We start from the raw sequence: 13,016 nt of genomic DNA on the forward strand, positions 1-13,016 counted from the left end.
CTCTCCGCATATTCACATCCTGCTTTGTCCCCCCGGATGGAATGGACAAGAATTTCTCGGTAACGAAGGTGCGAGCGCATCTTCACTTTAAAAAATGCAACCCTCTCGGCAAATCCCGCCCGGTCCAGAGTTTGAACCGGCACGACAGAACAAGATTCATGCGCCAATCATTAAACGACGACCAGGCCGAGCAGCGGGAGAGACGGCGCCTTGAGGCGCTCAGGGCCTATGACGTGCTTGACACGCCGCGCGAAAAGGATTTTGACGATATTGCCGCCCTCGCCTCGCGGATCTGCGCGACGCCGATCGCCGTCGTCAATCTGATCGATGACAGCAGGCAATTCTTCAAGGCGGAAGTCGGTCTTGGCGTGCGCGAGACACCGTTCGACAGTTCCTTCTGCGCCAAGGCTATCCTGGAAGACGATTTCCTGATGATACCGGATGCAAGTCAAGACAGCCGGTTCAATCGCAATCCGCTGGTCACCGGCGAACCCCATCTGCGGTTTTACGCAGGAGCCGTCCTGAAAACCGCTGATAATCTCCCCATCGGCACCGTCTGCGTGCTGGGTTTCGAACCCAAGCAACTGGATGAGCTTCAACAGGACACATTGAAGGTTCTGGCTCGACAGGTGATGGTACAGCTGGAATTACGCAAGGCGCTGAAGGAAAAAGCGCGTGAGGCGGAGGTACAGCGCCGATTGAGCGAGCGCAGGCTGGCGCGCGTCACGGCCATGGAACAACAGGACGAACGCTCGCGAAGCGCTCAAGCCGCCGGGCGGGTTGGCACGTTCGAATTGGACATCGCCACCAATACCATGACAGTTTCCAGCGAATTCTGTCGGGTCTTCGGCATTCCGGTGCAGGCGTCCTATCCCGCTTCGGAGATTGAGGCTCTGGTGCATGAGGACGATCGTGGCCTGCGTTCGAACCCGGTTACCCGGCGAGAAGGGTCTGCCAGTCCTGACGTGGATTATCGGATCATCCGCGCCGACGATGACGAGTTGCGCTGGATTTCGCGGCGGGCGCGCTTCGTTCACAACGAGGCAGGCGAGATCACCCGCATGGTCGGCGTGGTCTTCGACACCACTGATGCCAAGCTGAAAGAAGCGAAAAAGGCCGCACTGTTAAAGCTTGGGGACGAACTTCGCGCCGCCAGCACCGTGGAAGAAATCACCCGGAGCGCCGCCGCTATCCTGTCGGACGGTCTCGGCGTTGCCCGGGCGGGCTACGCCGTGTTGGACAGGACGGACAATAGCTTTGCCGTCGCCTTCGACTGGACATCCCCTGGCACGGTCTCGCTGGCGGGGCGCCATTCTCTCCAAAGGTTTTCAGAAACGATTGAGCACCTGTGCAAGGGAGAGACATTGTCGATCCCCAACATCGCCTCAAGCAAACGGCTGACCACAGAAAAGGACGTCTATGCCTCCATCGGCGTTTCGTCGCTGATCAAGGTACCGATCCTCAAAGGCGGAAACCTGGTCGGCATTCTTTTCGCCCATGACGACAAACCCCGCACATGGAACCAGGATGAACTGGACTTTACGCGCGGTATCGCCGACCGAACCTATGCAGCCCTTGCCAAGGTTCAGGCCGAGGAAGAACAGGAACTTCTCAACCACGAACTGAGCCACCGGCTGAAAAATACGCTGGCCATGGTCCAGGCCATTGCCGGGCAGACATTGAAGGACGTCTCGGAAAAGGAAGCCGTCAACGCCTTCCTGGCCCGTCTGCATGCCCTGGGCGCCGCCCATGACGTTCTTCTGCGGCAAAACTGGTCGGCGGCAAAAATGCGCGATGTAATCGAGAAAGTGCTGGCCTTGCATGCCGACGGCGACCGTATTTACGTGGATGGTCCCGATCTGGCGCTTGGCCCGAAGGCCGGTCTCTCACTATCGTTGCTACTGCACGAACTGGCGACCAATGCCCTCAAATACGGTGCGCTTTCCAACAATAGCGGTCGGGTCTCCGTCAAATGGTGGATCGCCGACAACGATGCCATTCCGACCCTATCGATGACATGGACGGAAAGCGGTGGACCAACCGTGAGCGAACCAACTCGCAAGGGCTTTGGCTCACGCCTGATCCGCATGGGACTGGCTGGAACAGGCAATGCCCATAAGGATTATCGCCCGTCCGGCCTGACGGCAACGTTCCATGCACCGCTCACCACAATCCAGGAAACCGGAGACTAGAGTTTGTCAGGTTCAGATTGAACCCGAGAGGCTCTTGCTTTCGTTTGCCTTTTCAGCGGAAGCGGAACAGATTCCCAGGCATCCCAATCCCCAAGACGCTGACAGCATCCAGTCATTCTATCAGCCATGCGGTTCGCCGGGATCATTGGCGCGGATATCGGCCAAGGCCTTGAGAGCGGATGTATTGCCGACATCTGATAGTGTCTGGAAGATCTGGCGCGCCTCGCCGACATAGCCGAGTTTCTGATAGGCATAGCCCCGCAGCAAAAGCAGATCCTGCGGTTCCGGCATCAGGCGCGCGCGCTGGTCGAGCGCAATCAGCGCCTCACGGGCTCGGCCAAGCTGGAAGGCGCCAACAGCGCGATCAGCCAGAATTGCCAATTGCAGCTCACGCGCCCGCTCCTTGCCAAGCGGCACGGACGCGGCGGCAGCGGCGGCTTTATCGGTTAGCTTCAACCGCAGCAGCGCCAGGCTCTTGCCATAGGCGGCATCCTGGCGAAGCGGCAGGTCGCCGCCGCTGAATGCCCTGTCGAACGCCTCGACCGCCTCCATCGGACGCTTGAGATCCATCAGGCACCAGCCGCGCATCAAAGCCTCTGACGGCGACAATTGCCCGGCAGGAAGGGTTGATGAGCAGCCAGAACGCCTGGTTCCGGTTTCTTGCTGCAAGACAACCATGGTCGGTCTTGAGCGTGTCTGGCTGACTGCCCCGGACGGGGAACTCCCCATCTCGGCACCAGCCGATCGGTCGGCAGACCGCACCGCTTGTTTTTCCGCAAGCCGGTCTCTGGAAGGTCTGGTTTCGCCGACTGCGGCGATCCGGTCGGACTGGCCAGCCCATTTGGCCTTGATCTGCGCCACGCCGGTCTTGTCGCCCAAAGTGTCAAGGGACAGGGCCAGCCCGTAGGCCGCAGGTTCATAGGTGGCATCCCAGGACAAAACCAGCCGAAACCAGTCCGCCGCCGTCGACATCTGTTGCAGCGCGCGCGCATACCAGCCGAACTGCTCGGCTGCCGCCGCATTGCGGGCTGCGATGACGACAGGCGCCATACGGGACAGCACGCCATTGTCGATGACCTTTGGCGGGTCCTGCGACAGCAATGCGGCAACCGCCGAAAGATAGACAGCCCTCGCCTGCTGATCGGTGCCGTAAAAGCGGAACATGGTCTTTTCCGCTTCGCCCGGTGTGCCAAGCGCCACCTGCGTCAGGGCCAACCCTTGAGCCGCCGAGGCATTTGGCTCTTTTGCGTAGGAACGGTCAAACCACTCCTTCGCGGTGGCCATGTCGTTGCGGCGGTAATGATACCAGCCGAGCAGCAGGGCATCGCTGGCTTTTCCTTCGCGTTCGGCAGCCTTTTCCAACCGCTCCAGCTCAACGCCCTGCACGGCAATCCCGGCATCCTGTCCGGCGCGCGCCACGATCTGGCGGGCAATATCGTCACGAATGCCGTCGAATTCCGGTTGCCCGTCAGCACTGGGCTGTTCGAGCTTCAACAAATCTTCGAGCAGAGCGGGCTGCAACAGAGTGCTTGCCTTCTGCATGGATGCCAGCCGCAATTGTGGGGTCCGGCAGGTTTTCAGCACATAGGTATAGACATCGCGGGCGCGTTCCGGCTTGCTCGTCCTGGCGAAAGCCTCGGCAACACGCCATAAAACATCGACCTCCGTACAGGTCAGCAGTTCCGGCGCCCCTGACGCCAGTGAGATAACACTGTCATAACGCTTGTCATCGGATGCCTTGACCAGGCTTTGGCGGGTTTCGGCAAGCCTCAGACTTCCCAGCAATTCCTCCGGTGGCATCCAACCGGGTTCACTCTGCTGGCGCCCGGCAATGGCTTTGCGCACCTCATCATAACGCCCGTCTGCATAGGTCTGCCAGAGGGACTGGACGAAACTATCGACCCCGGTTGCGATGGACATCGGATTTTCCGGCGGCTGCCAGCCGGGATAAAGCATGCGCAGGCGAGAAATCTCAGCCTGCAACCGAACCGTATCACCACGGGCGGCAAAATAACGCAACGCGCTTTCATCAACCGATGGGCGGCTGGTTTCTCCAGACCCTCGACCCTCGGCAGGCTTTACCGGTGCGGCAGACTGTTCCCCGGCAACAGGGACAAGCGGCAAACTGGCTCGGGTGGGCGCTGACTGGTCGGGCGTGCCTGCCTCTGCCAGCAGTTGCACCGGCATGGCCCGGGGTGCTGGCAGGCGCTCGGACTTTCCAGACTGAACCTGCTCGCCAGCCTCCTCGCCCTCACGGACATCCTGGCCGGAGGCCTGCGAATTTTTCGAAACCGTCGCGAGATCCTCATGACCCGGAAGAACGCCCACGGCACCCACGGCTCCGGCCGCAATCGCTATAAGCGCTATGAGTGATGTACGCATGAGAACTCCGTCCGCATTATCGGCCGAAATGCAAAGCCAATAAGATCTGACTTTTAACTGTTAGGGTAAAGAAATGGTTTATTTTGATCGGATCGGGAGGGAAGTCTTGCACTTTGAAAGGTTTTAAATTTCGTCAGTGCAATTTCTGGCGTAAGACGAGTCTATGATTCTAGACCGACCGATTCTAGCGGGACTGGTGCGGGGCACACTCTGCTCGCCCGCTCTTATTCTTGTGGCCCTTTTGTCCGCCTGTGCCGGCAATCCGGTGCGGCTGAACGACGAAACGCGGGCGCTCTCCGCAGACCAGGCCATGCTTTTACCACCGCCGGGCGACTTTTCCATCGTCGGCGTCACGCAAAAGCGCTTCAGCAATGCGGTGCAGCAGGAAATTGCCCTGTCGACCAATTCGACGGTTCCGGGACAAAATGTCGTGCAGGTGCGGTTTTACGGAACGGAAAATCCCAATCGCTACGGCGATAATGCCCTCTCCTCGGCCTCATTGACCGACGCCCGGATCAATTCGGAAATGCGCGGCACCCTGCCGGGCATCGCCATGACCCGAGCGCCTTACGTGGTGCAGAATGATTTTGGGCCGTTCGGCTATGCGGTAGGCCGCTCCAGCGGCAACGACCTCTGCCTTTATGCCTGGCAGCAATTGCGCGCCCGGCAGGGCCAGCGTGGCCCCTTCGTCGATGGCGGAACCGTTCAGATCCGCATGCGCCTTTGCGACAGGTTGGCAAGCGAACAGCAGCTTCTATCGCTGATGTATGGATTTACCCTTGCTGGCACCGTCGACAGCCCTGGCTGGAACCCTTACGGCGGCCCTCCCCCGCTCGACGCCCGCCTGGGCGGTAGAAGCGCACCGATCTATCCTCCGGCAACGCCCATTCTGCCGGTCCCTGCAGCCTCAGCTGTCACTCAGTCTCAATATCCGACCGAGCGTCGCGCGCCGCGTCCGGCCCAGACAAACGCGGCGACATCACAGTCTGCCGCTCCTGGTTCGGTGACACCTAATCCCCGGCCATTGCCGGCGGGTGCGCAAAATACGATCGTTCCGTCACCCGGCCAGATCAGTGGCGCTCATGGAGCAGTGCCTTCGCCCGCTCGATCGGGCGCGACAAGCCCGTCGCCATCCTCACAGACCACAAAACCGGGTTCTGTCGTCCCATCGCCTGCATGCCTTGGTGCGACCTCGGCCCAATCTGGGGCAACCCAAGCTGGACAATGCCCATGAGCTGGATGGCGCCCATGAGCCTGGTGGCCATAAGCGAAAAATCCGCTGCGTCGCGTTGGCCGCAATACGTCCCCTTTGACCGGGATTTCGAGGATTAGACAATGGTGTTTTTGGTCCGCTTCCTGCTCTGGCTGATCTGCGCGGCGGCGATGCTGGCTCTGACATTTTTGCCCATCGACACCCGGACACAGCTGGTGACAACATTCATCATTCTGATCATCGTTTCGGTGATGAGAATGATGCGGATCGAAGGCCGCGGCCGCATTGTTTTTCTGTCGCTCTCGACGGCCATTGTGCTGCGTTATGTCTATTGGCGCACCAGCAGTACCTTGCCGCCGGTCAACCAGCTTGAAAATTTCATCCCCGGCCTGCTTGTCTATCTGGCCGAGATGTACAGCGTCCTGATGCTGTTTCTCAGCCTGTTCGTGGTGTCCATGCCACTGCCGCCACGCAAGCCTTTTCGCACGCTTGCCGCTGAAGAACTGCCAATCGTCGACATCTTCGTGCCAAGCTATAACGAAGACGAAGCCTTGCTGGCCAATACGCTGGCTGCGGCCCGCAATCTCGATTATCCAGCCGACAAATTCACTGTTTGGCTGCTGGACGATGGCTCAACGGAGCAGAAGCGCCAGTCCACCGACCTGCTGGCGGCAAAATTCGCCGAACAACGTCATCAGGCGCTCCAGGCGCTCTGTAGCCAGCTTGGCGTGCGCTATCTAACGCGCGAGCGCAACGAACATGCAAAGGCTGGCAATCTCAACAACGGTCTCGATCACTCCAGTGGAGAGCTGGTCGCCGTCTTCGACGCAGATCACGCTCCGGCCCGCAGCTTTCTCAAGGAAACCGTCGGCTATTTCGGGGAAGACCCGCGTCTTTTCCTGGTCCAGACACCGCATTTCTTCATCAACCCTGATCCGGTTGAGCGGAACCTCAATACATTCAACAAGATGCCGAGCGAGAACGAAATGTTCTACGGCATTATCCAGCGCGGCCTCGACAAATGGAACGCGGCCTTTTTCTGCGGATCGGCTGCCGTTCTGCGCCGCGAAGCCCTGCTTGAAACCAAAGGCTTCAGCGGCCTTTCCATCACCGAGGATTGCGAAACCGCGCTTGAACTGCATTCGCGCGGCTGGAACAGCATTTTTGTCGATATGCCGCTAATCGCTGGCCTGCAACCGGCCACCTTTGCCAGTTTCATCGGCCAGCGCAGCCGCTGGGCGCAGGGCATGATGCAGATCATGCTGTTCCGTTTTCCACCACTCAAGCGCGGGCTGACCCTGCCGCAGCGGCTCTGCTACATGTCATCGACGATGTTCTGGCTGTTTCCTTTTCCCCGGGCAATCTTCCTGATGGCGCCGCTGTTCTACCTGTTTTTCGATCTGCAGATTTTCATGGGCTCGGGTGGTGAGTTCATGGCCTACACCCTGTCCTACATGCTCGTGAACCTGATGGTTCAGAACTACCTCTATGGTTCTTTCCGCTGGCCATGGATTTCGGAGCTTTACGAATATGTGCAATCGATACATCTGCTGCCGGCTATCCTCTCTGTGATGTGGGACCCACGGCGACCGACCTTCAAGGTCACCGCCAAGGATGAAAGCGTGACGGAAAGCCGCCTGTCGGAAATCAGCCGGCCGTTTTTCCTGATTTTCTTCATCCTGCTGCTTGCCTTTGCAGTGACTGTCTACAGGCTCTACAGCGATCCCTATCGGTTTGACGTGACACTGGTGGTCGGTGGCTGGAACCTGGTCAATCTGATCATGGCCGGATGCGCACTGGGCGTCGTCTCGGAGCGGGGAGAGCGACAGTCGTCGCGTCGTGTGCAGGTCAGCCGGCGCTGCGAGTTTTCCGTGGGTGGAAAAACCTATCCGGCAATGATCGATGATGTGTCGGTCAACGGTGCCAGCCTGCAAATTTTTACCCGTGACCGCGAAATCTTCAAGCGGGACACTTTGGCCGCCGTGACGTTTCAACCGCATGGTACAAACCAATGGGCCGAACTGCCTGTCAATATCCGTCATTTTCAATTTAATGGTGACATCGTCTCAATCGGCTGCCGCTATCTCCCGGAAACCGTGCGCCATCATGAATTCATCGCTGATCTGATCTTTGCCAATGCCCAGCAGTGGAGCCTGTTTCAACAGTCGCGGCGTCGCAATCCTGGCCTTTTAGGAGGAGCCTGGATGTTCCTGCGCCTGTCTCTCACACAGACACTGCGTGGCCTGCATTATCTGCTCCTGCTGCTTTCTTCGAAAGCCAAAAACGACGCAAAGCAGGAGGGCGAACATTGAAAACAGCTTTTGCCCTGATTTTGATGCTTTTGGCCAGCGCTGGGTCAGCACTTGCCCAGATGGCGCCTTTCGACATGAGCCCCGAAAGCAATACAATGCCGGGCGCGCCGATACCCGGCCTGCCCGCGACCAAGGCACCTGTCCCCGTCCCGACTACGCCGATCCCCGGCATTCCCCTGTCCAACCGCCCGGCACAACAGCAAGGCGAGAGCCTGTCACGCCGTTACCTGCTGACAACACCGGTTCTCAAGCTGCAAGGCGAACTGGCCCGGCAGGCGATGTCGATTTATCTGACACCGGAACAAGCCTCAGCCGATGCAAAGCTGGTGCTGAGCTATAGCAACGCGCTGGTGGTTGCGCCGGAAGCCTCTAACATTCTTATCACCATCAATGACACGCCGGTTCTAAACCTGCCGATCAGAGGCGGCCAGTCTGCGCAGCAAAATACAATTTCCGTGCCGCGAGGCGTTCTTGTTCCGGGCTTTAACCGGATCAGTTTTGCCGCAGAGCAACGGCACCGCACCGACTGCACCATCCAATCCACCTATGAATTGTGGACGGAAGTGGATGCATCAAAAACCTATCTGACCTTTGCGGACCCTGACGCCAACGGCATGAAACGTCTCGACGATGTGCGCGCGCTTGGTGTCGATGAAAAAGGCCGCAGCCATTTCACCATCGTTTCACCGGATCTCGAACAGCCATCTGCCACCCCCGCTTTGCTCCAGTTGGCCCAAGGCCTGTCACTGCTGAGCGGCGTGGCCAATGGCTCCTTCAGCTTCACGAAAACCATGCCAGCACGACCGGCGCCTGGGGAACTTGTGGTCGTGGCGGCCACAACATCGCAAATGGCGGGCCTGATCGGCATAAACAATGCCGTAAACACAGACGCCAGAAAGCTGAACGGCACGATGGCTGGCTTCATGGCGCTTCCGGGCCGGCCAGGAGTGTCGGTCCTCGCCTTCAGCGGCCCGGATTGGCGCGACATCAAAGCGATTGCCGATAACTTTGTCCAGTTTGCCCAAGACGGCGAGCGGCGGATGTTGAAAACCTCGGCCTGGCGCGGCGTCGATACACCTATTCTGGACAAGGCCGGGGCGCTGTCCTTTGCCGCGCTCGGTCTTCCCGACCAGGAGTTTTCAGGTCGCCGCTTTTTCACGGATTTCACGGTGGGCATGCCAGCCGATTTCTATGCCAACCATTATGGGACCGCGACCATATTGCTGGACGCCGCCTATTCGAGCAAGGTCTTGCCGGGTAGCCAGATCGTGGTATCGGTCAACGGTCATCTGGCGACCACCGTTCCGATCACGTCCAAAGGAGGCGCGGTTCTCCGACACTATCCGATCCGCGTTACCCTGCGCCATTTTCATCCGGGCGTGAATGTCATCGGGCTCGAAGCCGTGATGATGACCCAGGAGGACAGCGTCTGCGCACCTGGTGAGACAGCGGACAAAACGGCGCGGTTTGCCTTGTTCGGCTCTTCGCAATTCGTCATGCCACCGATCGCGCATCTGACCCAGGCCCCCGATCTCGCTGCAACAGCGGGTCTCGGCTTTCCCTTTGCTGCGGCAAAAACCCCGACAATGGTTGTTTTGGGCCGCAATGACGATGTGACACTGGCCGCCGCCGCAACCGTGCTCGGCAAATTTGCCGCATCGGCCCGGCAAACCCTTGCACTCGAAATGGCGTCATCGCCCCCACGCTTTTCCGGTCGCAATGCGATTTTCATCGGAGCCGCACCGGACCTTCCACCCCAGGCATTTACCAATGTGCAGCTACAAACCAAGGGTGCCGGAGATGGCGATCTCAGCACCGACGTAAAGCTCAAATCCTGGCGCGACAAAATTGATTCCGGCACGGTCATGGAATTTTTTTCCAGCGTCGACACCTGGATGAAAGAAACCTTCGATCTCAATCTGGCGACCGTCAGCCTGTGGCCGAGTGCCGAGGCCGCCTATACATTGCCCCAGGCATCCAGTGCATTTCTGTCCCAATCCGTCGATGCCGACGGTGCCATCCTGACGACATTCAGCGCCCCTGATCGCGCATTGTTACAAACCGGCACGGTCGATATCGCCGATCTTCGCAATTGGACCGCGATTTCGGGCCGCGTCAGCGTTTACGATGCGAGGAAACAGGAGATCGTCGTCAATGAGCCGACCAGTGTCAGCCTGTTGTCGATGCAGCCCTTGAGCATCAGCAACATGCGATTGGTCGCGGCAAACTGGCTCTCCGGCAATTTCGTGATCTATGCGGGCGGGCTCGTCCTGTGCGCCATCCTGCTGGGGCTTGCCACGAATGCGTTGATGGCGCTGCTGGGGCGCGGCCACGGCTCAGACAAGAGTTAAGCCTTTCTGGGATTGGCTGGAAAAACCATTCTCGCCGTAACATGGTATTCAACCAGCAGAACTGTCACTTCAAATCCACCTTGGCTTGAGGAAGCACGGGGGAATCGGTGCGGATATCGTAATGTCCTTGACCGGGGCGGTCTGACAGTTCAATAAAATTACCGACCTGTAACTTTGCCACTGCCGTTCGACAGAGGGCATTTCTGGACGGATGGTTTTGTCTCGCATCGCAAATCCTAAAGCTGCTGTGGTTGTCGGCTGTCTGTCAGGCATGCTGTTTTCTGCCTGTGGCAGTCACGCCGCCGACACGAGTGCCGATACGGAGAGCCGCTGGACAGTCACGCTTGGAGGCGCGGTCGAACTGGCGCCCAGCTATCCCGGTTCCAAGCAATATACGTTCGGGGTCATTCCCTCCTTCGATATCCGTCGGTTCGGAGAGCCCGAGGAAAATTCAGCACCTGATGATAATCTGGATTATACGGTATTCAGTGGGCATGGGTTTGAAGTGGGGCCGGTCGTTGGCTTTCGTGACAGCCGCTCCTCCAAATCGACCAATCTCGACGGGCTGAAAAACGTCGAATTTGATATCGATGCCGGTGTCTTCGTCCAATACTGGATTAAGCCGGATGTCTGGCGGGTGCGCTCGGAAATCCGCCAGGCGCTGTCAAATGGCAGTGGATTGGTCGTCGATATCGGCTCGGATTGGTTTCAGCCGCTTTCGGAAAAATGGCTGCTGTCCGCCGGGCCGAGGGCCACCTTTGGTGACACATCCTATATGAACAAATATTTCGGCGTCTCCGCTGCCGAGGCCAGCCGGAATGGCCGCATCAATGCTTTCGATGCGAGCGCCGGGATCAAATCCGTGGGCTTTACCGTCTCGGCCACCTATGCGATTTCACCAGATATGTCGGTGCAACTCTATAATCGCTTCGAGCGGCTGGTGGGCGATGCCGCCGATTCCCCTGTTACCTCTGAGCTCGGGACCAGAAACCAGAACACCATTGGAATTGCCTTCAACAAATCCTTCGATATTTCATTTTGAGTGCAGCCTCAGGTCCCAGACTTTGACGCCGTCGCAATGCACCAGGCGCCAGCCAGAATTGTCGCCGTGCCGATCAGTGTTAAGAGCGTGACCGGTTCGTCAAACATGAACCAGGCCATCGCCATGATCAGCACATAGCTGACAGCAGACAGGGGAAATGCCTTGCTGAGCGGCAGATCGGCCAGTACCGACATCCAGACGATAAAACAGACGATTTCCGCGACGACTGCGGCAAGAAACCAGTGCGACAGAAAGACATGTTCGAAAAACGCCGATCCATGCGCGGTATCGGCCTGATCTGCGCCAAGTTTCAAAAACATCTGCTGGGCCGTGTTGAGTACCGGCACGGCCAGCCATGACAGGCGAAGCAGTTTCATGCCTCGCCCTCACTCAACTGAACTGCGCTCGCTTCATCTGCGGCGAAATAGGGCGCGACTATGCGCAAAAGACGTTGAACGACGGGATTGCGGTGGCGGAAATACATTTCATTCGGCGTTAGCCTGCTGCCCAGCCGTACCTTGTTAGTATAATAGGCCTGACCGCTTTGATAGCGCGTCAATCCGTTCTTCAGGCAATAGCCAATATTCTCGAACCAGCTGAGATAATAGAGATTGTAGGGGCGGCCCGTCTTTTCATCCATGCAGAAAAACTTGTCGATCAGGGTGTGATCGTTATGAACCATCAGGTTGGCGGCCAGCAGTTCGTCCCCGACAAAATACAGGGTGCAGAAAGATCGACCAGGCATAGTCTTCAGGATGCCTTCGAAATAGGCCGGTGTTAGCTGTTCGAACTGCCATTCGCTGCGGGTCCGTGTCTCGTTATAAAGCTGCATGATCCGTGGCAGGTGGTCACCGAATTGCGTGTGGTATTCGACCCTGACCTTTTCGCGCGACCGTAATTTGCGGCGCATGTCCTTGCGCGTCGACGATGACAGCCGGGCGAAATAACTGTCGATATCGTTGAAATCGATGGCAAGCCAGGCGGTCGGCATGCCGCCCAGTGGCTCATAGCCATGGCGCTTAATAACGCGGTCAATCCCGGCATCCACCGGCTGTGGAATATCCTTTAGCGCACCCAGCACGCATTTTCGTGTCCTGGCATAATCCTCAAACCCGCTCAACAGCGCCTGAAACAGCATTTCATGACGTTCCGGCCTGACGGAGGGGTGAAAACCGAGATTGCCGGTCTCCGTGCAAGGCGAGCCCAGGCAGGCGAGCGGCAGGGTCAGAAATCTCGGAAAGATGCGGCGCAGCCTGCCGATCGCGTCGCGGACGCGGCCTGCCTCAAGCGTCGTGTCCAAGGCATAGCGGGTGATGAAGGCTGGCATCGCCGCCACAAGATAACCGCCCTCATAGACCGTGGCATAACACCACTCGAAGCCTGATATCCCGGCGGTTTCCACGGTCAGCAGATAGTCGTAAGCCTCAGGTTCGCCGGGAAAACAATGGTCCCACTCATCACGATCAATATCGGCAATGGAGGTTGCAATGCGAGTATCAAAACCGCGCACCACATCAAGCATCA

General features: G+C 58.3%; 8 protein-coding genes. 5 read left to right on the forward strand and 3 right to left on the reverse strand.

The genetic code is table 11. The features are described from left to right. Positions 1-158: 158 nt before the first annotated feature. Positions 159-2,192: a GAF domain-containing protein gene (locus IEI95_RS04785; protein ID WP_156532694.1), complete on the forward strand. Its 2,034-nt coding sequence runs from the start codon at positions 159-161 to the stop codon at positions 2,190-2,192. Positions 2,193-2,312: 120 nt separating this feature from the next. Here the strand turns inward: IEI95_RS04785 and IEI95_RS04790 are convergent, their stop codons facing one another. After that, positions 2,313-4,574 (reverse strand): cellulose synthase, encoded by a 2,262-nt coding sequence (locus IEI95_RS04790; protein ID WP_156532693.1) that lies wholly within the window; start codon positions 4,572-4,574, stop codon positions 2,313-2,315. 163 nt (positions 4,575-4,737) lie between these two features. Here IEI95_RS04790 and bcsN point away from each other — a divergent pair, with 163 nt between their 5' ends. From bcsN to IEI95_RS04810, 4 genes are all read left to right on the forward strand, one after another. Continuing rightward, positions 4,738-5,808 carry a cellulose biosynthesis protein BcsN gene (bcsN, locus tag IEI95_RS04795; protein WP_194416052.1) on the forward strand — a complete coding sequence of 357 codons (1,071 nt, stop codon included), beginning with the start codon at positions 4,738-4,740 and terminating at the stop codon, positions 5,806-5,808. Positions 5,809-5,909: 101 nt separating this feature from the next. After that, on the forward strand, positions 5,910-8,099 hold the full coding sequence (bcsA, locus tag IEI95_RS04800) for a UDP-forming cellulose synthase catalytic subunit (protein WP_156532691.1): 2,190 nt from the start codon (positions 5,910-5,912) through the stop codon (positions 8,097-8,099). Further along, positions 8,096-10,450 carry a cellulose biosynthesis cyclic di-GMP-binding regulatory protein BcsB gene (locus IEI95_RS04805; RefSeq protein ID WP_156532690.1) on the forward strand — a complete coding sequence of 785 codons (2,355 nt, stop codon included), beginning with the start codon at positions 8,096-8,098 and terminating at the stop codon, positions 10,448-10,450. The genes bcsA and IEI95_RS04805 overlap by 4 nt, the downstream gene beginning before the upstream one ends. Before the next feature lie 211 nt (positions 10,451-10,661). Beyond that, positions 10,662-11,492 (forward strand): MipA/OmpV family protein, encoded by an 831-nt coding sequence (locus IEI95_RS04810; protein ID WP_156532689.1) that lies wholly within the window; start codon positions 10,662-10,664, stop codon positions 11,490-11,492. A gap of 8 nt (positions 11,493-11,500) precedes the next feature. Here IEI95_RS04810 and IEI95_RS04815 read toward each other — a convergent pair whose 3' ends face one another. Together IEI95_RS04815 and IEI95_RS04820 are read right to left on the reverse strand one after the other, a co-directional pair. After that, a complete protein-coding gene (locus IEI95_RS04815; protein ID WP_156532688.1) occupies positions 11,501-11,869 on the reverse strand; it encodes an EamA family transporter in 369 nt (122 codons plus the stop codon). Further along, positions 11,866-13,014 carry a GNAT family N-acetyltransferase gene (locus tag IEI95_RS04820; protein WP_156532783.1) on the reverse strand — a complete coding sequence of 383 codons (1,149 nt, stop codon included), beginning with the start codon at positions 13,012-13,014 and terminating at the stop codon, positions 11,866-11,868. Before IEI95_RS04820 ends, IEI95_RS04815 begins: the two co-directional genes overlap by 4 nt. Positions 13,015-13,016 lie beyond the last annotated feature (2 nt).

This window comes from Agrobacterium vitis (assembly GCF_014926405.1).
GTDB classification, from domain to species: Bacteria; Pseudomonadota; Alphaproteobacteria; order Rhizobiales; family Rhizobiaceae; genus Allorhizobium; species Allorhizobium vitis_H.

Bases quoted from the DNA above. Each gene is read 5' to 3' on its own strand.
- IEI95_RS04785 (WP_156532694.1), top strand. From the start codon at position 159: ATGCGCCAATCATTAAACGACGACCAGGCCGAGCAGCGGGAGAGACGG.
- IEI95_RS04790 (WP_156532693.1), bottom strand. From the start codon at position 4,574: ATGCGTACATCACTCATAGCGCTTATAGCGATTGCGGCCGGAGCCGTG.
- bcsN (WP_194416052.1), top strand. From the start codon at position 4,738: ATGATTCTAGACCGACCGATTCTAGCGGGACTGGTGCGGGGCACACTC.
- bcsA (WP_156532691.1), top strand. From the start codon at position 5,910: ATGGTGTTTTTGGTCCGCTTCCTGCTCTGGCTGATCTGCGCGGCGGCG.
- IEI95_RS04810 (WP_156532689.1), top strand. From the start codon at position 10,662: ATGGTTTTGTCTCGCATCGCAAATCCTAAAGCTGCTGTGGTTGTCGGC.
- IEI95_RS04815 (WP_156532688.1), bottom strand. From the start codon at position 11,869: ATGAAACTGCTTCGCCTGTCATGGCTGGCCGTGCCGGTACTCAACACG.
- IEI95_RS04820 (WP_156532783.1), bottom strand. From the start codon at position 13,014: ATGCTTGATGTGGTGCGCGGTTTTGATACTCGCATTGCAACCTCCATT.